The sequence below is a fragment of the Pseudomonas sp. HMSC066A08 genome (genome assembly GCF_001813025.1).
Taxonomy (GTDB): Bacteria; Pseudomonadota; Gammaproteobacteria; order Pseudomonadales; family Pseudomonadaceae; genus Pseudomonas; species Pseudomonas aeruginosa.
In genome coordinates this window covers 124,214-142,365 of record NZ_KV811371.1, presented here as the reverse complement: position 1 = coordinate 142,365, position 18,152 = coordinate 124,214, and the positions used below count along the sequence as shown (strand labels likewise).

Genomic DNA, 18,152 nt, shown 5'->3' with positions numbered 1-18,152 from the left:
TCCTGCTCAAGCCGGCGCGCTACGCGATCCTCCTCTGGGGCCCGGTGATCATCTACGAACGCATGCCGGAGATCGGCAAGGTCGCCTCGGCCATCGTGCCATCGGCCTTCGAGGTCGCCGGGCTGGCCGGGCCGATCCTCATCGGCCTGGCCTCGGACAAGCTGTTCGGCGCCCGCCGCATGCCGGCCTGCGTGCTCAGCCTGGCGGCGCTGACCGTGTGCCTGGCGCTGTTCGTCCCGGCCATGCAGAGCGGCAGCCTGTATCTGGTGGTGGGCCTGCTGTTCATGATGGGCGTCACCCTCTACGGGCCGGACTCGATGATCAGCGGCGCCGCCGCCATCGACTTCGGCACCAGCGAAGCGGCCGGCACCGCCACCGGCTTCGTCAACGGCTGCGGCTCGGTCGGGGCGATCCTCGGTGGCCTGCTGCCGGGCTACTTCGACACCCTCACGGTGTTCTTCGTGTTCACCGCCACCGCGCTGCTCGCCAGCCTGCTGCTGGTGCCGTTCTGGAACAGCCGGCCGGGCGCGCGCCGCGTCGAACCGAAGGCGCATGCCGGCGGGCCGCTGCTGGCGGCCGGCAAGCCGCGTTGAAAACTCTCCGAACCACCGCCCGGCGCCAGGCGCGCCGGGCCAATCCCTAGCGAACAAGGAACCGCCTATGCCACTTGCCCTCTTCGACCTCGACGACACCCTGATCGACGGCGACTGCGCGACTCTCTGGGGGCGCTACATGACCGAACTGGGCTGGGTCGAAAAGACCGCCTTCCTGCACCAGGAACGCCGCCTCATGGAACTCTATGCCGAGGGCCGGCTGGCCATGGAGGACTACATGGACTTCAGCCTGGCCCCCATCGCCGGCCGCACCCCGGCGGAAATCGCCGGCGCCGTCGAGGATTTCGTCGCGCGGATCATCGCGCCGCGCATCCACGCCGACGCCGTGCGCTGCCTGGAACGCCACCGTCAGGCCGGCGACCGCCTGCTGATCATCTCCGCCTCGGCGTACTTCCTGGTCAGCGCCATCGGCCGCCGGCTGGGGGTGGACGAGGTGCTGGCGATCGACATCGAGGAGCGCGACGGCCTCTACACCGGGCGCACCCGCGGCACCCTCACCTACCGCGAGGGCAAGGTCCGTCGCCTCGACGCCTGGCTGGCCCAGGAGGACGAGACGCTGGCCGGCGCGACCTTCTATTCCGACTCGCGCAACGACCTGCCGCTGCTCTCGCGGGTCGACCGGCCGCACACGGTGAACCCCGACCCGGCGCTGCTCGGACACGCCCGCGAGGCCGGCTGGCCGGTGCTGGAATGGCGCTGAGAAGGCGCGCCGCGCTATACCGCCGGCGGCCCGGAAGCATTACCCTGTAGCCCCCCGGAGCCCAGCGGAGAAGCGTCGATATGCGCGACGAGCCGTCCCGACCCCTGACGGTGATCTACCAGTCCCTGCGCGAGCAGATCGAACGCGGCCTGCTCGCGCGCGGCAGCAAGCTGCCCAGCGAACGGCAGTTGAGCGAGCTGTTCTCGACCACCCGCATCACCCTGCGCGAGGCGCTCGGCCAGTTGGAGGACCAGGGCCTGATCTACCGCGAGGAACGCCGCGGCTGGTTCGTCTCGCCGCAGCGGCTGCTGTACAACCCGCTGGTGCGCAGCCACTTCCACGCGATGGTCGCCGACCAGGGCCGGGTGCCGGAGACCGAGGTGCTCGGCGCGGCGATGATCCCGGCCAGCGTCGACATCTGCCAGCGCCTGGAACTGCCGGCGCTGTCGCGGGTGTTCCAGATCCGCCGGGCGCGGCGGGTCGACGGGCGGCTGGTGCTGTACGTCGAGCACTACCTGAATCCCGCCTACTTTCCCGGCATCGAGCGCTTCGACCTGACTCGCTCGCTGACCGATCTCTACGCCAACCACTACGGCATCCGCTACGGCCGGGTGCGCTTCGAAATGGTCCCGACCATCCTCCCGGCGGAGGCCGCCGGACCGCTGCGGGTCTCGGTGGGCAGCCCGGCGCTACAGATCGTGCGGATCAACCGCGACCAGGCGGGCCGCCTGATCGACTGCGACCTGGAGTACTGGCGCCACGACGCGCTGCAGGTGAACGTCGAAGTACCCGAGTGACAACCCACCGATACGTTACCCGCCAGCGTCTTGCGTACCGGGAATGGGCAGGCGGGTAACATCTCTGCTCGCCCCGGGCCCCCGTCTTTTTCCGTCACATCCCTGCGAATCAATGAGTTAGCGGTCGACATGGCATATTGGCCTCGAATCTGCTTATTCCTGTATGTACAAGTCAATACGTGTACGAATAAAGCATCCGCCCGCGCGGCCGGCCCCTTCTGCGGAGACGCCGGACCACCAGGGAAATAACAATGACAAGAGAGGACGCACAGCATGGCAAGCCCCGAACTGCGCCGAGGCCTGACGGCGCGGCATATCCGTTTCATGGCCCTGGGCTCGGCGATCGGCACCGGACTCTTCTACGGCTCCGCCGCCGCCATCCAGCGCGCCGGGCCCTCGGTCCTGCTGGCCTACCTCATCGGCGGCCTGGCGATCTACCTGACCATGCGCGCCCTCGGCGAAATGGCCGTGCGCACCCCGGTGCCGGGTTCCTTCGGCCACTACGCGAGCACCTACCTGGGTCGCTACATGGGCTTCCTGACCGGCTGGAGCTACGCCTTCTCGATGATGATGGTGTGCCTGGCCGACGTCACCGCCTTCGGCGTGTACATGGGCTTCTGGTTTCCCGACGCGCCCCGCTGGATCTGGGTACTCGGCATCGTGCTGCTGATCGGCGGGCTGAACCTGTGCAACGTGAAGGTCTTCGGCGAGCTGGAGTTCTGGCTGTCGCTGCTCAAGGTCCTGGCGATCCTGGCAATGATCGGCGGCGGCCTGACCATCCTGCTCTTCGGCATCCAACCGGGCGGCGCCGGCGCCCCGGCCATCGATAACCTGTGGCAGCACGGCGGCTTCTTTCCCAACGGCATCGAAGGCATGCTCGCCTCGTTCGCCATCGTCATGTTCGCCTTCGGCGGCATCGAGGTGATCGGCATCACGGCGGGAGAAGCCCAGGACCCGCGGCGCATGATCCCCAAGGCGATCAACTCGGTCCCGCTACGTATCCTGCTGTTCTATGTCCTCACCCTGCTGGTGCTGATGACGATCTACCCCTGGTCGAAGATCGGCAGCCAGGGCAGCCCCTTCGTACAGATATTCAGCGGGCTGGGCATCGGCTCGGCGGCATCGCTGCTGAATATCGTGGTGATCTCCGCGGCGATCTCCGCCATCAACAGCGACATCTTCAGCACCGGCCGCATGCTCTACGGCATGGCCGAGGATGGCCTCGCGCCGTCCGCTTTCTCGCGCCTGTCACGGGTCGGCGTGCCGTGGATGACCGTACTGGTGATGGGTGTCGTCCTGCTGCTCGGGGTGCTGCTGAATTACCTGCTGCCCAAGGAACTGTTCCTCACCTTCGCCTTCATCGTGACCTTCTCGGTAGTCTGGGTCTGGTTGACGATCCTGCTTTCGCAGGTCGCCATGCGCCGTCGGCTCAGCCCGCAGGAGGTCGAGCGGCTGAGCTTCCGGGTGCCGTTCTGGCCCTACGGCCAGGCCTTCGCCATCGCCTTCATGCTCTTCGTCTTCGGCGTCCTCGCCGCGTTTGCGGATACCCGCCCGGCGCTGTACGTCGGACTGGCCTGGCTGCTCCTGCTCAGCCTCGCCTACCTGATCTGGGTCCGCCCGCGCGGACAGCGCCAGGAACAGGCCGAAGCGGCCTGAACCCGAGGCAGTGCAAGGCGACACTGCACGTTGCAGAACAACAACAACAACAACAACAACAACAACAACAAGGAGAAAGCCATGACGCTTGCAGCATTCGAATTCGAACTCGACCGGCACACCGTCGAAGCCTTCCAGCGCGACGGCGCCGTGTGCATCTGCCAGTTGTTCAGTACGGAGGAAGTCCGCCTGCTCGAGGCGGGAATCGAGGCCAACCTGGCCGCGCCCAGCGAACGGGCGAAGGTCGCCAGCAGCCCGGACGATCCCGGCTGGTTCTTCGAGGACTTCTGCAACTGGACCGACAACCAGCACTACCGGCGCTTCATCCTGGAGTCGCGGGTCGGATCGGTCGCCGCGCAGTTGATGGGCTGCGCAAGCGCCCGGCTGTACCACGACCACCTGCTGGTGAAGGAGCCCAATACCCGCCAGCGCACGCCATGGCACCAGGACCAGCCTTACTACAACGTCGAAGGCCGACAGAATTGCAGTATGTGGATGCCGGTCGACCCGGTGGCGCGGGAGTCGACCCTGGAGTTCGTCGCCGGCTCGCACCGGGGGCCATGGCTGATGCCGCGCACCTTCCGCGACAACCAGGCGCAATGGTTCCCCGAAGGCAGCCTGGCCGAACTGCCGGACATCGACGCCGACCGCTCGCGCTGGAACATCCTCGGCTGGGAGCTGCAACCGGGCGACGCGGTGTTCTTCCACATGCTCACGCTGCACGCCTCCGGCGGTGTCGGCGGCGACCGGCGCCGACGGGCGTTCTCGCTGCGCTTCCTCGGCGAGGACATGCGTCATGCACCCAGGCCGTGGAAGACCTCGCCGGAATTCCCCGGGCTGGTCGATCAGCTCCCCGCCGGCGCCACGCTGGAACACCCACTGTTCCCACGCCTCTGGCCGCGCGACTAGACCTCGCTTCCACGACGGGGCTGCGCCAGGATGGCGCGAGCGGCCAGGGATTGGCCGGACCTGCCCTGCGCGCCACGCCGGTACCGGGGATTGCGGCGGACGGCGGCGACCTGCTACAAGCGGAATCGTCATTCGAAAACCCGATACCGCCATGAGCGACAGTGAAAAACCGAATAACCGCCTGTTCGACCTCGACCTGCTCCGCGCCATCGTTACGGTGGCCGATTGCGGCAGTTTCACCACCGCCGCCACGCGCCTGCACTCGACCCAGTCGACCGTCAGCCAGAAGGTTCGCCGCCTGGAGGAACTGGCCGGACACCGCCTGCTGGAACGCGGCAACCGCGACGTGTTGCCGACCGACGCCGGCGATACGCTGCTCGGCTACGCCCGCCGCCTGCTGGCGCTGAACGACGAACTGGCCGAGGCGCTGTCCGGCGCCACGGTGGCGCTGACGGTACGCATCGGCGTGCCGGACGACTTCGCCGCCGGCCGTACCACCGAGCGACTGGCGGCCTTCAACCGGCGTTATCCACAGGTCAAGCTGGAAGTCACCAGCGGCATGAGCCGCGACCTCAGCGCCAGCTACGACCGCGGCGAACTGGACCTGGTGCTGCTCAAGCAGCGCCGCGCCAGCCGCGAGGCACTGGCCTGCTGGCCGGAAAAGACATGCTGGGTGGACAGCGCCAGGAACCCCTGCATCGACCTCGACCCGCTGCCCATCGTCACCTTCCCGCCGCGCGGGGTCTACCGCGACGAGATGATCGCCGCCCTGGAAGCGGTCGGCCGGCGCTGGCACATCAGCTTCACCAGTTCCAGCCTTAGCGGCCTGCAATCGGCCATCGCCGACGGCATGGGTATAGGTCTGCTGCCGCTGCGCGCGGTGAGCGCAGGCCATGCGGTGCTGCCGAAGAACGTCGGGCTGCCGGCGGTGGACGTGTTCGAAGTGGCACTGCTGCACCGACCGGCGGCGGACCCGATGGTGAAGGCGCTGGCGCGCGTGCTGTCGCGGGTGCTGGCGGAAGATACCCGGAGCCGACCCGCATTCGAAAAATGAATATGCTGGATTCCAACATTTAATTTGTTCATGCGCCAGGCGCTGGATATCGTTGCCGTCAGCAACGGCTCGCGCCCGCCCGTTTCGCTCCGGCGGCGCGTGCGCCGGCAGCAAGACAACAACGAGGAAACGCTCCATGTCCAAGTCCAGCTACTACGCGCCGCACGGCGGGCACCCGGCACAGACCGAGCTGCTCACCGACCGGGCGATGTTCACCGAAGCCTATGCCGTGATTCCCAAGGGGGTGATGCGCGATATCGTCACCAGCCACCTGCCGTTCTGGGACAACATGCGCATGTGGGTGATCGCCCGCCCGCTGTCCGGCTTCGCCGAGACCTTCTCGCAGTACATCGTCGAACTGGCGCCCAACGGCGGCAGCGACAAACCGGAGCAGGACCCCAACGCCGAGGCCGTGCTGTTCGTCGTCGAAGGCGAGCTGAGCCTGACCCTGCAGGGCCAGGTCCACGCCATGCAGCCGGGCGGCTACGCCTTCATTCCGCCGGGCGCCGACTACAAGGTGCGCAATACCACCGGCCAGCACACCCGCTTCCACTGGATCCGCAAGCACTACCAGAAGGTCGACGGCGTACCGCTGCCGGAAGCCTTCGTCACCAACGAGCAGGACATCCAGCCGCTGGTGATGCCGGACACCGAAGGCCGCTGGAGCACCACCCGCTTCGTCGACATGAGCGACATGCGCCACGACATGCACGTCAACATCGTCAACTTCGAACCGGGCGGCGTGATCCCCTTCGCCGAGACCCACGTGATGGAGCACGGCCTGTACGTGCTGGAAGGCAAGGCGGTGTACCGCCTGAACCAGGACTGGGTCGAGGTGGAGGCCGGCGACTTCATGTGGCTGCGCGCCTTCTGCCCGCAGGCCTGCTATTCGGGCGGCCCGGGGCGCTTCCGCTACCTGCTGTACAAGGACGTCAACCGGCACATGCGCCTGACCCTCAATGCGCCGCATTGAGGCGGACGGCTAGGCTGACACGGAAAACCGGCGCGCGATCGCCGGTTTTTCCTTTTCCCCGTCCGGCTCGAGCGAGCCGCGGCTAGGGCCTCGCCTGGCGCAGGCCGATGCAGTTGCCCCAGGGATCGCGCAGCTGGCAGATCAGCTCGCCGCCGCCGATGTCCAGCGGCCCGCGATAGAGCCGGGCGCCGAGCCCGCCCAGGCGCTCGACCTCGACGGCGAGATCCGCCACCCGCCAGTACACCACCGTCCCCGCCGCGCCGCTGGCGACCTTTTCGTCGGCCTCGACGATCTCCAGCGCCAGGCCGTCCATCTCCAGGTGTCCGTAGTCGTCGCTGGCCGGCCGGAGCCGGCGGGCCGCCGGGAAGGCCCGGGCGTACCAGTCGGTCGCCGCGCGCCAGTCTCCGACGTGCAGCAGGATGGAAAGAATCCGCGTCTCGGGCACCGCCAACCTCCTTGGCTCATGGGGCGCCGAACAGCGCCGTCCAGTAGATTCCCGCGTCGCTCTTCGGATCGGTGGCGTAGGCCGCGCCCAGCTCGCGGTAGCCAGGATTCATCAGGTTGGCGCAGTGGCCCGGGCTGGCCAGCCAGCCGTCGACCACCTTGTCCACCCCGTCCTGGCCGGCGGCGATGTTTTCGCCGATCAGCCCGCCGCTGTAGCCGGCCAGCTCGGCGCGGTCGCCGGGGGTGCGGCCGTCGCGGTCCAGGTGGTCGAAGAAGTTGCCGTTGGCCATCGCCCGCGAATGCGCTTCGGCGGCGCCGCCAAGGGTGGCGTTCCAGGCCAGCGGCTGCGCCGCTGCGTAGGGCTTGCCACCGCACTGGCGGGCTTGCCCGCGGGCGGCGTTGATCCGTTCCAGGAGCTTCTGCCCTTCCGCCTGCCAATCGCCCATGCCGCCGCGCAGCAATGGCCGGGCGAGGACGATGCGCCAGTCGCGGTCCTGGCGGCTGACGCCGACGTCGACGAACTGCGGGTCGAGCACCACGCGGCAGAAGCTTTCCTCCAGCGCCTTCATCGCCGCGCCGGCATCGCGCGGCCCGGAAAGGCTGATCGACTGCACGTTGACCATCGGGTAGGCAGCCTGCGCCATCGCCTGCTGCAGGTCGCCGGCGGCATTCACCGGCAAGGCCAGGCGCGGATCGGCGGCCAGCGGCGGCAGTTCGCCGCTGGCCTGCCCGCCGCAGGACTGCACCTGACCGCGGTAGGCGTTGATCGCCTCGATCAGTTGCGCCTCGTCGGCGGCGCTGGCGACCGCTGCGAGCACCAGCCCGAGCGTCAGTACGGCCAAACGCGGGATGCTTGGGATTGCCATGGAAATCTCCTCGATCTGATGGCGCCTATGATGCGCGATTCCGCGGCGCGCCGCCGCATTCGACCGGAACCCGGCGCCGGCGTTGCAGGCTCAGGCCGGCGCTTCGGCGAATGCCTCCACCAGCCGCTCGATCACCGCGCGGACCCGCGCGGTGTGGCGCAGGTCCTTGTGGGTAACCATCCACACTTCGTATGGCCGGCGTCGCTCGCGCTGCGGCCAGACCCGCACCAGTCCGTCGCGCTCGCCCATGTACAGCGGCAGCTCGCAGAGCCCCAGGCCGCGCGCCAGGGCCTGGCGCACCATCATGTTGGAATTCACCGCGATGACCACCCGGCCGTCGCGGATCGGCTCGCCGCCCAGGGTCAGTTCGCGCTGGCTGCGCCAATAGGGTTCGTACATCACCAGGTCGTGGCCGCGGAAACGCTCGCCGGGCACCGGCACGCCGTTGCGCCGCAGGTAGTCCGCCGAAGCGAACAGGCCCATGGGCCAGCTGGCGAGTTTTCTCAGGATCAAATCGGGATTTTCCGGCCGCAGGGTGCGAATAGCGATGTCGGTCTCACGCTTGGGCAGGTCGACCACAGCCGAAGCGCTGTCGAGCAGCACGCGGATATCCGGGTGTTCAAGGTGCAGGCGAGCCAGGGCGGGTAGCACGAAGTCGGCGGCCAGGGAGTCGGTGGTGGACAACCGCACCTCGCCGGACAGTCGGTGGTCCATCCCGCGGGTCCGCCGCAGCAACTCCAGGGCCGAGCGTTCCATCTTCTCGGCCAGCTCGAAGGCCGCCTCGCCGGCCGGGGTCAGCAGGTAGCCGGACGAGGTGCGCAGGAACAGGGTCGAGCCCAGCGCCGCCTCCAGCGACGCCAGCCGCCGGCCCACCGTGGCCTGGTCGACGTGAAGCGCGCGGGCGGCACCGCGCAGGGTGTGCTCGCGACAGAGCGCGAGGAAGACGCGGGTGTCGTCCCAATTCATGGTGGTTTCCCCGATGCATTTTCGCATCAGTCTAATGAAAAAGCGCTGCGCGACCACGGCATCCTCGCTGATTACCATGCGAACCAGGTCCGAACCACTTTCCCAGGAGCATGCGATGAGCAGCACGAACCGACTTCCCGAACGAATGACCGCCATCGAGATCACCCGGCCCGGCGGCCCCGAGGTACTGGTGGCGACCAGCCGGCCGCTGCCGACGCCCGGCCCGCGCGAGGTCCTGGTCGAAGTCCGCGCCGCCGGCGTCAATGGCCCCGACGTGCTTCAGCGCAAGGGCGTGTACGACCCGCCGCCCGGCGCCTCGGACATTCCCGGCCTGGAGATCGCCGGCACGGTGCGGGCGGTCGGCCGCGAGGTCAGCCGCTTCGCCGTCGGCGAGGCGGTGATGGCGTTGATTCCCGGCGGCGGCTACGCGCAGTTCGCCGTGGCCGACGAGCGCACCACCCTGCACCTGCCCGACGGCCTGGGCATGGAGGAAGCGGCGGCGCTGCCGGAAACCTTCATGACCGTCTGGGTCAACCTGTTCCAGCGCGGTGGCTTCAAGGCCGGCGAGACGCTGCTGGTCCACGGTGGCGCCTCCGGCATCGGCACCGCCGCGACCATGCTGGGCAAGGCCTTCGGCGCGGCGAAGATCTTCACCACGATCTCCAGCGAGGCCCAGCGCGAGGCCAGCCTGCGCCTCGGCGCCGACGTGGCGATCGACTACACCGAGCAGGATTTCGTCGAGGAAGTGCTGCGCGGCACCGAAGGTCGCGGGGTCGATGTGATCGTCGATATCGTTGCCGGCGACTATGTGACGCGGAACTACCAGGCGGCGGCGATGAACGGACGGATCGTGCAGATCGGCGTGATCAAGGGCAAGGCCGCCGAAGTCGACCTGTTCCCGATGCTGATCAAGCGCCTGGTCCATCTTGGCTCGACCCTGCGCTCGCGAAGCCACGACGAGAAAGGCGCGATCATCGCCGAACTGGAGCGCCAGGTCTGGCCACACGTGCGCGCCGGCACTGTCAGGCCGCAAGTGTTCCGCACCTTCCCCCTGGAGCAGGCGCGCCAGGCCCACGAACTGATGGACTCCGGCCAGCACATCGGCAAGATCGTCCTCGCGTCCGCTCCCTGAGGCCGCTCAGACCTCGATATCGCCCAGACGCAGCGCCCGCGCCACCGCCTGGGCGGTGGACGCCGCGCCGAGACGGCGGCGGGCGGCACGCAGGTGATTCTCCACGGTGCGCTCGGAAATCATCAGGATCGCCGCCACCTCCGCCTGCTGCTTGCCCAGGGCGATCCATTGCAGGACTTCCCGCTCGCGCTCGCTGAGCGCTTGCGCATGGCCCGCCGACACAGGGCCGCGCAGGCGCTTCAGGGCGAAGAACAGGATCGGGCAGAAGGCCTGGGCGGCGAGCTTGCAACCGGCATTCAGGTCCAGCCGCTCGCCGGCGAAAGACACCGCGCCCTCCAGGCCGTTGCGGCCAAACACCGGCACCTGCATGCCATTGACCTGGCCGAGGTCGCGGACCCCGCGGACGATGCGGTAGGTCATGCGCGCGGGATCCTCCGAGGGGCTCTTCGACCAGAAGAACGGCTCGTCCAGTTCGAGGATGTGCCGGGTGACCGGACAGTGCAGAAGATAGGCGTCGCGCTCCTGGGCGCTGCGCCCTTCGGCCCAGTCGCCATGGACGAAGAACAGCTCGTCGATCAGTTCGTCCTCGCTGGGGCGGGGGAACAGGCTGCAGACGATCACCCGGTCGAAGCCCAGGCGTGCGGCGAACTCCACCATCTCGCGGCAGACCGCCTCGGTGGTAGCGGCCTTGCGCAGCCGGGCGACGCTGTCGAAGAGAAAGCTGGCGTAGTCGGTCATGGAGCGGACGTTCCTGGCTTTTCCCGCATGATCCCCGGCTTGCCGGCAAAAGCCCATAGGGGAAAACCCTCAGGCGACCGACCGTGGATTAGGGGATTTCCCCTATTTCGCCGGCCGGCGACCCCGCCTATCGTCTTGGTGCGACCTCCATCACGCAGAAAGGAACGAGCCATGAGCAACGAGCGCGATACCAGCAGAACCCCGACGCCCGACCACGCCGAGCACAACGCGTTCTTTCCCTCGCCCTATTCCCTGAGCCAGTACACCTCGGCGAAGACCGACTTCGACGGCGCCGACTACCCGACCCCGTACAAGGGCGGCAAGAAGGTGCTGATGATCGGTACCGACGAACGCTACATCCTGATGCAGAACGGCAGCCTGTTCTCCACCGGCAACCACCCGGTGGAAATGCTCCTGCCGATGTACCACCTGGACAAGGCCGGCTTCGAGTTCGATGTCGCCACGCTCTCCGGCAACCCGGTGAAGCTGGAGATGTGGGCGATGCCCGGCGAGGACGAGGCGGTGAAGAGCATCTACGCGAAGTACCTGCCCAAGCTGAAAGCGCCGCAGAAGCTCGCCGACCTCCTGGAACAGGCCGTCGCCGACGACTCGCCGTACGCCGCGGTGTTCGTTCCCGGCGGCCACGGCGTGCTGGCGGGCATTCCGCACAGCCGGGAGGTGAAACGGCTGCTCGATGCCTTCCTCGCCAAGGACCGCTACATCATCACCCTTTGCCACGGTCCGGCCTGCCTGCTGGCACCGGCGGTCGACGAGAAACCGGAGGGCTACCCGTTCAAGGGCTACGAGGTCTGCGTGTTCCCCGACGCCCTGGACACCGGCGCCAACCTGGAGATCGGCTACATGCCCGGGCCCCTGCCCTGGCTGGTGGGCGAGAACCTGCAGAAGCTCGGGGTGAAGATCCTCAACAAGGGCATCACCGGCCAGGTCCACCGCGACCGCAAGCTGATCACCGGCGACAGCCCGCTGGCCTCCAACAACCTTGGCAAGCTGGCCGCCAAGACCCTTCTCGAAGCGTTCGCCCGCTGATTCCCCGCCGCGCCCCGTCCGTGCCCCACGGACGGGGCATCTCCCGCTCGTCCCGGCGTCATCGAACTTAAACCGGCCTGGCGCAACATCGTCCTTCAGGAAGAGGAATGGCGCGTTGCCCGGCGCCTTCCGGCGAAAGACGAATCGATGAGCGCACAGAAAGAAAACTCTGACAGCACACCGACTAGTCGTCCTCCCTTCCCGCCGTTACGGTTCCGGGCTTGCGCACAAAGCCGAACCCAAGGGGGCCCCTCATGTCACTGCCGCCGTACCTCCAGCCCGGCGACACGGTCGTGTTGTACGACCAGCACTGCCGCTTCTGCACGCTCTGGAGCGGTTTCCTGGCACGCCGCGCCGACCATCGGCTGAAGCTGCTTGCCGCGCAGTCCGCCGAAGGCCTGGCGATCCTCGACTGGTTCGGGCTGGCACCCGATCATTTCGACACCTGGCTGTTCGTCGACGGCGCCTACGCCTGCGACGACAACGATGCCCTGCTCGAGGTGCTACGCCTGTTGCCGGGCCCCTGGCGTCACCTGCGCTGGCTGCGCCTGCTGCCAGCCTGGCTGCGCGACGAGTGCCACGAGGCACTACGGCGCAACCGCTGGCGCTGGTTCGGCCGCCAGCGCCCACCCCTTCGTCGTCGCTCCTGGCATCCCCGTCGAGCCTGACGCCTCTCCGCGCTGGCCGTGGCGGGTTATGCTGCCTGCGCACCAGCCTGCGGACCCATACCTGCCATGGCCCTTGACCCGAGCCAACGCCGACGACTGCGCCACGCGCTATCCGACGCCTTCGTCGACACTCTCCTGGAGCCCGAGGATATCGCCCGGCGGATAAAGGGCGTCGACCCGGCGTTGCTGGAGCGGTTGTTCTTCGAGGAAGTGGCACCGGTCTGCCACGGCAACCTGCTCAGCCCCGCTCCGGCGGTATGGACCGCCTTCGACGAGGCCTGGCTGGAAGAGGCCATCGAGCGACGCCTGGCGCGGCAAAGGAGCAGCGCCCTGCGACGCTGGCACGAGCGCTGCCTGGTCGCCTGGCTGCGATGGCGATACGCCGACACCTGGCGCGCGATCGCCGGCGCTCTTTGAGCGAGCGCCTCAGCGAAATACCGAATGGATGAGCTTGCCGGCCTTCTTCGTGTCGACCGCCTGCTGGCGTACCGGCGGCAGCGGCTCGCGCTTGTCCTTGTCTGCCTCGTTCATCTGCGCCACCCAGGCGTCCACCCGATCGCGGCTGACGGCGCCGTAGTTGAGACGGCAGCTGTCGACGAGGGTCTTGCCCTTCTTCTCCTTGTAGCTGCACTGCACGCGGAAGTCACCGATGTAGTTGGTGGCGAAGCTCTCGGCACGGAACGGCGCGGAGAACGGCTTGGAGGTGTAGGTCTGGTAGTAGTAGTCGGTCTTGGTCAGCGGCGTTGAACGACAGTTGGACGCCACGTTTACCGCCGTGTGGGTGACGCTGCGCTTCCTTTTCCGAACCGTCTTCTCCAGCGCCTCGCCGTTGGCCTCGCAGCGCTCCTCGTACGCACCGGTCTCGCGGGTGACGGTATAGGACAGGTACCTCACCTCGAACTCGTAAAGCTCGTAGTAGCGCGGCGTCAGTGCGAGGCTGAACAGCTCGGAGTACGACGAGGTGGTGACGTGGGCCGCATGGGTCTTGGAGGTGGGATCGCGGAAACGCAGGGTCAGGCGGGTGGACGGGTCGTTGCTGCCGGTGTTCTCGAAGCCGACCACGCCGGTGACGAAGCTGGGCGGATCGCCGGCGCGCATGGAGAACCAGGACGACACCGAGCCCTGGTTCGCCGGGTTGATGTTGCAACCCGCCAGCGATGCCATGCAGGCGAGCACGGCAGCTAGCTTTCCTTTTCTGGGCGTCATTGAAATCCCTTTGCTCGCGACAGGAGGAAAATATCGTTAGGAAACAACGTTGGGAGGCCGGCAAGGATACCCGACTGGCGCACAGGTCGCAGCATTATGACATCACGCCGCCCGCCGGCGTTGCCGCGACCGTTCGTCGAACCTGTGAATTCCGGTAGTTCCCCTCGCGCCGCTGGGGTACCAGGATCGGGACTTCCTGTGTTCGCCGGGAGGGTCCTGGCGTGTCCACGACCAGCCTATGCCCCTCCACCACGCGGGAACAGGGTCCCGGCGCGAAACGCGTCCTGCCTCTGCTGTTCCTCACCTGCCTGCTGGATGCCGCTGGCGTCGGCCTGATCGTGCCCCTGCTGCCGACGCTGATCGGCGGCGCGCCGGAGACCAACCGCCCGCGCCTGCTGAAGTGCCTCGCCGGTCCGGCGGTGGCGCCCACAGCTCCCGGCAAGGCCAAGGCCTAGTCAGCGAAACGCATTCCCGCATAGGGCGCTTGCCGGCACGCCGCGAGCCGGCTGCGCAGGTCGCCGACGTGGGCCTCCAGGCGATGGCCGTCCGGGTCGAGGAAGTAGAACGAATCGCCCTCGCTGCGGTTCTGCTTCCATTCGCGCACGCCATGCGCGCGCAGGTGCGCGGCGAACCGGGCGAAGTCCGCGGCGGCGATGCCGAAGGCGTAGTGCGTGTAGTCCGCGGCCGGCCCGCCGTATTGCGGCTCCCGGGACAGGCACAACCACAGCGAACCCAGTTCGAGATAGGCGCCCTGGTCCCAGCGCGCTTCCAGGCGAAAGCCGAGAAGATCGCGGTAGAAGGCGATGCTGGCCGGCAGGTCGGCGACCGCCAGGGTCAGGTGATTGAGACCGGTGAGCATGGGGGTTCCTTGCAAGGTGCGGCGGGAGGTCGATTCAGGCACGTCCCAGCCAGTCGCCGCGGATCATTTCCATCAGCTGGCGCAAGCCGGGTTGCGGCTGGCGTCGGCTCGGATAATAGAGGCAGAACGGCGCGCCCATCGAGGTCCAGTCGGGCAATACCAGTTGCAGCCGGCCGCTACGCAGCTCCTCGGCGATTCCCACTTCCAGGCAGTAGGCCAGGCCAACGCCGTCCAGGGCCGCGGCGACCGCCGTATTGCTTTCGTTGACGCTGAAAGGGCCGGGCACGTCGACCTCGACCATCCGCTCGCCGTCGCCCAGTTCCCACTTGTAGAACGAGTTGTCGCCCAGGCGCATGCGGATGCAGGCGTGCCGCAACAGGTCGTCCGGCCGCTGGGGCACGCCGTGGCGGGCCAGGTAGTCGGGCGAAGCGGCCACCACCCAGCGCAGCTCCCCGGTCAATGGCACCGCGACCATGTCCTGGGGCACCGTGCCGCCGTAACGGATGCCGGCGTCGTAGCCGTCGGCGACGATATCGACCATGCGGTCCTCCACCGAAAGTTCCAGTTGCAGGTCCGGATACGCCTCGGTGAAGCGCCTGAGGACCGGCCCCAGCAGCAGCCGCGAGGCATCGCGCGGCACGTTCAGGCGCAGCCGGCCCACCGGCGAGGTGCGATAGGCATCGAGCTCGCCGAGCGCCTCGCCGATCACCTGGAAACCATCCTCCAGCTTGGCCGCCAGCGCGCTACCGGCATCGGTCGGCACCACCGAACGGCTGGTACGGTTGAGCAGCTTCACTCCGAGCCGCGCCTCGAGGTTGCGCATGCTGTGGCTCAGCGCCGAGGTACTGACACCCAGTTCCTGGGCCGAGTGACGGAAGCTGCGGCGCCGGACTATGGTCATGAAGACGTTCAGGTCGGCGAGTTCGGAACGGGTGAAAGCCGGCATTCCAGGGCTCCTGGCAGTTCTCGGAGGTCAATGCGGCATTGAGCCACATTCAATCTCGGGTGATCTAGAGTAATCGCTCCGTGCCGCCGAGCGCATTGCCGGCAGCCGTTTTCCCGACCTGCAGGAGTATTTCCATGAGCGTTGAAAGCATTCGCATCGAGGGCATCGACACGCCGGTCTCGCGCATCGGCCTCGGCACCTGGGCCATCGGCGGCTGGATGTGGGGCGGCGCTGACGACGCGACGTCGGTGGAAACCATCCGGCGTGCGGTGGAATCCGGGATCAACCTGATCGACACCGCGCCGGTCTATGGCTTCGGCCATTCCGAGGAGGTCGTCGGCAAGGCCTTGCAGGGTCTGCGCGACAAGGCGGTGATCGCCACCAAGGCGGCGCTGGAATGGAGCGACGCGGGCATCTACCGCAACGCCTCCGCCGCACGCATCCGCCGGGAGGTCGAGGACTCGCTGCGGCGGCTGAAAACCGATCGTATCGACCTGTACCAGATCCACTGGCCGGACCCGCTGGTGGCGCACGAGGAAACCGCCGGCGAACTGGAGCGCCTGCGCCGCGACGGCAAGATCCTCGCCATCGGCGTGAGCAACTATTCACCGGAACAGATGGACGGGTTCCGCCAGTTCGCTCCGCTGGCCAGCGTGCAGCCGCCCTACAACCTGTTCGAGCGCGCCATCGACGCCGACGTGCTGCCCTACGCCGAGCGTAACGGCATCGTCGTGCTGGCCTATGGAGCGCTGTGCCGCGGCCTGCTTTCCGGACGGATGAACGCCGAGACCCGCTTCGATGGCGACGACCTGCGCAAGTCCGACCCGAAGTTCCAGCAGCCCCGCTTCGCCCAGTACCTGGCAGCGGTCGCGCAACTGGAAGAACTGGCTCGCGAGCGCTATGGCAAGTCGGTGCTGGCCCTGGCCATCCGCTGGATTCTCGATCGCGGGCCTACGGTGGCGCTGTGGGGGGCGCGCAAGCCGGAGCAGTTGAACGGCATCGCCGACGCCTTCGGCTGGCGCCTGGACGACGAGGCCATGGCCCGCATCGAGCGGATCCTCGCCGAGACCATCCAGGATCCGGTCGGTCCCGAGTTCATGGCGCCGCCCAGCCGCAACGCCTGATCGGACGGCCGGGGCGGCACGCCCCTGGCCGCTGGCCTGACGGAGCGGCGGAAGGCAAAATGGCGGTTTTTCTCAAGGACTGCCTGATCAGTTATGGAAAACGTCTACAAGACCCCGGAAGCGCCCCTGGTGGAAACCCGCGGCGCGAAGCGGGCGCATTTCTTCGTCACTTCCCTGGGCAAGATGAGCGTGCTCTTCCTCGTCACCCTGGGGCTGTACGGCGTGTACTGGATGTACAAGCACTGGAAGGCCCAGCAACCGCAGATGGAGCGGCGGATCAGCCCGGTATGGCGGGCGATCTTCGGCATCTTCTTTTTCCACGCCCTCGCCCGGCGGATCCACCAGGCCCTGCCGGAAGAGCGCCAGGCACTATGGAGCCCGAGCAAGGATGCGACCTGGGCGGTGCTGCTGACGGTCGCGGCGAACCTGATCAGCCACCTCACCGACGTGGTCCCCGCGCTGGAGCCCTACTCGCTGCCCTCGCTCCTGCTGCTGCTCACGCCGCTGATCCCGATGCGCAACATCCAGCGCCAGGCCAACCTCGCCAGCGGCGACCCGCAGGGCACGGGCAACGCCGGCTATTCGGGCTACAACCTGCTGTTCATCGTGCTCGGCGCGCTCTACTGGCTGCTGATCCTGATCGGTTCCGCGGTGATCCTCTTCGGCCCGTACCCGGACTGAGCCGCCTCAGCCGGGGAACGACCGGCGCAACAGGTCGGGCAGCACCTCGCCGGCCGGACCGACGAGACAGTGTTCGCGCGGATGGCGGGTGCGCACCGGTTGCGGGTTCACATGCACGACGCTGGCACCGTGTTCCAGCGCCAGTCCGGGTATCCGCGCCGCCGGCTGCACCACGCCGGAAGTGCCGACGCTGAGCAACAGGTCGCACTCGCAGGCCGCGGCGAAAGCCTCGCGCAGGGCCGCCTCGGGCAGCGCCTCGCCGAACCAGACCACGCCCGGCCGGACCTGTCCGCCGCACGCCGGACAACGCGGCGGCTCGATCCGTCGTCCCTCTTCCGGCTCGACCGAATCGGGCAAGGCGTCCCGGTAGGCTGCCGCGCAGATCGCGCAACGCGGCGCGTGCAGGCTGCCATGCAGGTGAAGGACGTCGCGGCTGCCGGCGCGTTCATGCAGGTCGTCGACGTTCTGGGTGACCAGCCGGGTGCCGGCGATCCGTCCACTCAACGCGGCGATCGCCCGGTGCGCGGGATTCGGCTGGACACCCAGCACCTTCAGGCGGCGCCACTCGTACCAGCCCCAGACCAACGCGGGATCGTCGGCGAAGGCCGCGGGCGTGGCCAGGGCCGCCGGATCGTAGCGCGCCCAGAGACCACCAAGGGCATCGCGGAAGGTGGGAATCCCGCTTTCCGCCGACACCCCGGCGCCAGTGAAGACCACCAGGCGGCGGGCCCCGGCGAGCAGCTCGACGACAGCGCGCATCTCGCTCCTCCGG

Annotated in this window: 21 protein-coding genes and 1 pseudogene; 14 read left to right on the top strand and 8 right to left on the bottom strand. The window is 67.9% G+C overall.

The genetic code is table 11. The features are described from left to right. The 7 genes from HMPREF2886_RS29180 to HMPREF2886_RS29150 all read left to right on the top strand — a co-directional run. Window positions 1-593 (top strand): MFS transporter (locus tag HMPREF2886_RS29180; RefSeq protein ID WP_139148432.1); only part of this gene is annotated, 593 nt, incomplete at its 5' end. Window positions 594-660: 67 nt separating this feature from the next. Then, window positions 661-1,314: an HAD family hydrolase gene (locus HMPREF2886_RS29175; protein ID WP_070748871.1), complete on the top strand. Its 654-nt coding sequence runs from the start codon at window positions 661-663 to the stop codon at window positions 1,312-1,314. Between the two features lie 80 nt (window positions 1,315-1,394). Continuing rightward, a complete protein-coding gene (locus tag HMPREF2886_RS29170; protein ID WP_003082314.1) occupies window positions 1,395-2,111 on the top strand; it encodes a UTRA domain-containing protein in 717 nt (238 codons plus the stop codon). A 273-nt stretch (window positions 2,112-2,384) separates the two neighbouring features. After that, on the top strand, window positions 2,385-3,767 hold the full coding sequence (locus HMPREF2886_RS29165; protein WP_039027125.1) for an amino acid permease: 1,383 nt from the start codon (window positions 2,385-2,387) through the stop codon (window positions 3,765-3,767). An 81-nt stretch (window positions 3,768-3,848) separates the two neighbouring features. Next, window positions 3,849-4,676 (top strand): phytanoyl-CoA dioxygenase family protein, encoded by an 828-nt coding sequence (locus tag HMPREF2886_RS29160; protein WP_070749013.1) that lies wholly within the window; start codon window positions 3,849-3,851, stop codon window positions 4,674-4,676. A gap of 151 nt (window positions 4,677-4,827) precedes the next feature. Then, on the top strand, window positions 4,828-5,730 hold the full coding sequence (locus HMPREF2886_RS29155) for a LysR family transcriptional regulator (protein WP_042167551.1): 903 nt from the start codon (window positions 4,828-4,830) through the stop codon (window positions 5,728-5,730). A 136-nt stretch (window positions 5,731-5,866) separates the two neighbouring features. Next, window positions 5,867-6,703 carry a bifunctional allantoicase/(S)-ureidoglycine aminohydrolase gene (locus tag HMPREF2886_RS29150; protein WP_003086528.1) on the top strand — a complete coding sequence of 279 codons (837 nt, stop codon included), beginning with the start codon at window positions 5,867-5,869 and terminating at the stop codon, window positions 6,701-6,703. Window positions 6,704-6,785: 82 nt separating this feature from the next. On the opposite strand, the gene HMPREF2886_RS29145 is transcribed toward HMPREF2886_RS29150, so the two are convergent. From HMPREF2886_RS29145 to HMPREF2886_RS29135, 3 genes are all read right to left on the bottom strand, one after another. Beyond that, window positions 6,786-7,148 (bottom strand): VOC family protein, encoded by a 363-nt coding sequence (locus HMPREF2886_RS29145; RefSeq protein WP_033976683.1) that lies wholly within the window; start codon window positions 7,146-7,148, stop codon window positions 6,786-6,788. Between the two features lie 16 nt (window positions 7,149-7,164). Beyond that, window positions 7,165-8,013, bottom strand: a complete 849-nt coding sequence (locus HMPREF2886_RS29140; RefSeq protein WP_042167548.1) for a CAP domain-containing protein — start codon at window positions 8,011-8,013, stop codon at window positions 7,165-7,167. 90 nt (window positions 8,014-8,103) lie between these two features. Then, entirely contained in the window at window positions 8,104-8,979 is an 876-nt protein-coding gene (locus HMPREF2886_RS29135; protein ID WP_024915162.1) for a LysR family transcriptional regulator, read from the bottom strand. Between the two features lie 145 nt (window positions 8,980-9,124). Between HMPREF2886_RS29135 and HMPREF2886_RS29130 the strand changes: the two genes are divergently transcribed. Beyond that, a complete protein-coding gene (locus HMPREF2886_RS29130; protein WP_070749012.1) occupies window positions 9,125-10,111 on the top strand; it encodes an NAD(P)H-quinone oxidoreductase in 987 nt (328 codons plus the stop codon). Window positions 10,112-10,117: 6 nt separating this feature from the next. Here HMPREF2886_RS29130 and HMPREF2886_RS29125 read toward each other — a convergent pair whose 3' ends face one another. Next, a complete protein-coding gene (locus tag HMPREF2886_RS29125; protein WP_033969277.1) occupies window positions 10,118-10,849 on the bottom strand; it encodes a PA1136 family autoinducer-binding transcriptional regulator in 732 nt (243 codons plus the stop codon). A 171-nt stretch (window positions 10,850-11,020) separates the two neighbouring features. Here HMPREF2886_RS29125 and hchA point away from each other — a divergent pair, with 171 nt between their 5' ends. From hchA to HMPREF2886_RS29110, 3 genes are all read left to right on the top strand, one after another. Further along, the gene (hchA, locus tag HMPREF2886_RS29120; protein WP_070748869.1) at window positions 11,021-11,896 is read left to right on the top strand and encodes a glyoxalase III HchA; all 876 of its coding nucleotides are present in this window, start codon (window positions 11,021-11,023) and stop codon (window positions 11,894-11,896) included. A gap of 254 nt (window positions 11,897-12,150) precedes the next feature. Further along, window positions 12,151-12,564: a thiol-disulfide oxidoreductase DCC family protein gene (locus tag HMPREF2886_RS29115; protein ID WP_070748867.1), complete on the top strand. Its 414-nt coding sequence runs from the start codon at window positions 12,151-12,153 to the stop codon at window positions 12,562-12,564. Between the two features lie 66 nt (window positions 12,565-12,630). After that, window positions 12,631-12,981 carry a DUF7079 family protein gene (locus HMPREF2886_RS29110; RefSeq protein ID WP_003133878.1) on the top strand — a complete coding sequence of 117 codons (351 nt, stop codon included), beginning with the start codon at window positions 12,631-12,633 and terminating at the stop codon, window positions 12,979-12,981. A gap of 9 nt (window positions 12,982-12,990) precedes the next feature. Here HMPREF2886_RS29110 and HMPREF2886_RS29105 read toward each other — a convergent pair whose 3' ends face one another. Continuing rightward, entirely contained in the window at window positions 12,991-13,680 is a 690-nt protein-coding gene (locus tag HMPREF2886_RS29105; protein WP_083318643.1) for a hypothetical protein, read from the bottom strand. 452 nt (window positions 13,681-14,132) lie between these two features. Between HMPREF2886_RS29105 and HMPREF2886_RS35120 the strand changes: the two are divergent. Then, window positions 14,133-14,225: pseudogene (locus tag HMPREF2886_RS35120) on the top strand (hypothetical protein); the annotation flags it as partial. Here HMPREF2886_RS35120 and HMPREF2886_RS29095 read toward each other — a convergent pair. Then, on the bottom strand, window positions 14,222-14,629 hold the full coding sequence (locus tag HMPREF2886_RS29095) for a FosA family fosfomycin resistance glutathione transferase (RefSeq protein ID WP_033976670.1): 408 nt from the start codon (window positions 14,627-14,629) through the stop codon (window positions 14,222-14,224). The pseudogene HMPREF2886_RS35120 and the gene HMPREF2886_RS29095 sit on opposite strands and share 4 nt — an antisense overlap. A 34-nt stretch (window positions 14,630-14,663) precedes the next feature. Beyond that, window positions 14,664-15,575 (bottom strand): LysR family transcriptional regulator, encoded by a 912-nt coding sequence (locus HMPREF2886_RS29090; protein WP_003086503.1) that lies wholly within the window; start codon window positions 15,573-15,575, stop codon window positions 14,664-14,666. A 134-nt stretch (window positions 15,576-15,709) separates the two neighbouring features. Here HMPREF2886_RS29090 and HMPREF2886_RS29085 point away from each other — a divergent pair, with 134 nt between their 5' ends. Together HMPREF2886_RS29085 and HMPREF2886_RS29080 are read left to right on the top strand one after the other, a co-directional pair. After that, window positions 15,710-16,699 (top strand): aldo/keto reductase, encoded by a 990-nt coding sequence (locus tag HMPREF2886_RS29085; protein WP_033969286.1) that lies wholly within the window; start codon window positions 15,710-15,712, stop codon window positions 16,697-16,699. A gap of 93 nt (window positions 16,700-16,792) precedes the next feature. Further along, window positions 16,793-17,380 (top strand): DUF4234 domain-containing protein, encoded by a 588-nt coding sequence (locus HMPREF2886_RS29080; RefSeq protein ID WP_070748863.1) that lies wholly within the window; start codon window positions 16,793-16,795, stop codon window positions 17,378-17,380. Between the two features lie 6 nt (window positions 17,381-17,386). On the opposite strand, the gene HMPREF2886_RS29075 is transcribed toward HMPREF2886_RS29080, so the two are convergent. Continuing rightward, window positions 17,387-18,139 (bottom strand): SIR2 family NAD-dependent protein deacylase, encoded by a 753-nt coding sequence (locus HMPREF2886_RS29075; protein WP_033969290.1) that lies wholly within the window; start codon window positions 18,137-18,139, stop codon window positions 17,387-17,389. Window positions 18,140-18,152 lie beyond the last annotated feature (13 nt).

What these genes read in the sequence shown, in the direction of transcription:
- HMPREF2886_RS29170 (WP_003082314.1), top strand. Translation starts at nt 1,395, where the DNA reads ATGCGCGACGAGCCGTCCCGACCCCTGACGGTGATCTACCAGTCCCTG.
- HMPREF2886_RS29095 (WP_033976670.1), bottom strand. Translation starts at nt 14,629, where the DNA reads ATGCTCACCGGTCTCAATCACCTGACCCTGGCGGTCGCCGACCTGCCG.
- HMPREF2886_RS29160 (WP_070749013.1), top strand. Translation starts at nt 3,849, where the DNA reads ATGACGCTTGCAGCATTCGAATTCGAACTCGACCGGCACACCGTCGAA.
- HMPREF2886_RS29150 (WP_003086528.1), top strand. Translation starts at nt 5,867, where the DNA reads ATGTCCAAGTCCAGCTACTACGCGCCGCACGGCGGGCACCCGGCACAG.
- hchA (WP_070748869.1), top strand. Translation starts at nt 11,021, where the DNA reads ATGAGCAACGAGCGCGATACCAGCAGAACCCCGACGCCCGACCACGCC.
- HMPREF2886_RS29130 (WP_070749012.1), top strand. Translation starts at nt 9,125, where the DNA reads ATGACCGCCATCGAGATCACCCGGCCCGGCGGCCCCGAGGTACTGGTG.
- HMPREF2886_RS29135 (WP_024915162.1), bottom strand. Translation starts at nt 8,979, where the DNA reads ATGAATTGGGACGACACCCGCGTCTTCCTCGCGCTCTGTCGCGAGCAC.
- HMPREF2886_RS29090 (WP_003086503.1), bottom strand. Translation starts at nt 15,575, where the DNA reads ATGCCGGCTTTCACCCGTTCCGAACTCGCCGACCTGAACGTCTTCATG.
- HMPREF2886_RS29115 (WP_070748867.1), top strand. Translation starts at nt 12,151, where the DNA reads ATGTCACTGCCGCCGTACCTCCAGCCCGGCGACACGGTCGTGTTGTAC.
- HMPREF2886_RS29080 (WP_070748863.1), top strand. Translation starts at nt 16,793, where the DNA reads ATGGAAAACGTCTACAAGACCCCGGAAGCGCCCCTGGTGGAAACCCGC.
- HMPREF2886_RS29085 (WP_033969286.1), top strand. Translation starts at nt 15,710, where the DNA reads ATGAGCGTTGAAAGCATTCGCATCGAGGGCATCGACACGCCGGTCTCG.
- HMPREF2886_RS29175 (WP_070748871.1), top strand. Translation starts at nt 661, where the DNA reads ATGCCACTTGCCCTCTTCGACCTCGACGACACCCTGATCGACGGCGAC.
- HMPREF2886_RS29125 (WP_033969277.1), bottom strand. Translation starts at nt 10,849, where the DNA reads ATGACCGACTACGCCAGCTTTCTCTTCGACAGCGTCGCCCGGCTGCGC.
- HMPREF2886_RS29155 (WP_042167551.1), top strand. Translation starts at nt 4,828, where the DNA reads ATGAGCGACAGTGAAAAACCGAATAACCGCCTGTTCGACCTCGACCTG.
- HMPREF2886_RS29165 (WP_039027125.1), top strand. Translation starts at nt 2,385, where the DNA reads ATGGCAAGCCCCGAACTGCGCCGAGGCCTGACGGCGCGGCATATCCGT.
- HMPREF2886_RS29140 (WP_042167548.1), bottom strand. Translation starts at nt 8,013, where the DNA reads ATGGCAATCCCAAGCATCCCGCGTTTGGCCGTACTGACGCTCGGGCTG.
- HMPREF2886_RS29110 (WP_003133878.1), top strand. Translation starts at nt 12,631, where the DNA reads ATGGCCCTTGACCCGAGCCAACGCCGACGACTGCGCCACGCGCTATCC.
- HMPREF2886_RS29075 (WP_033969290.1), bottom strand. Translation starts at nt 18,139, where the DNA reads ATGCGCGCTGTCGTCGAGCTGCTCGCCGGGGCCCGCCGCCTGGTGGTC.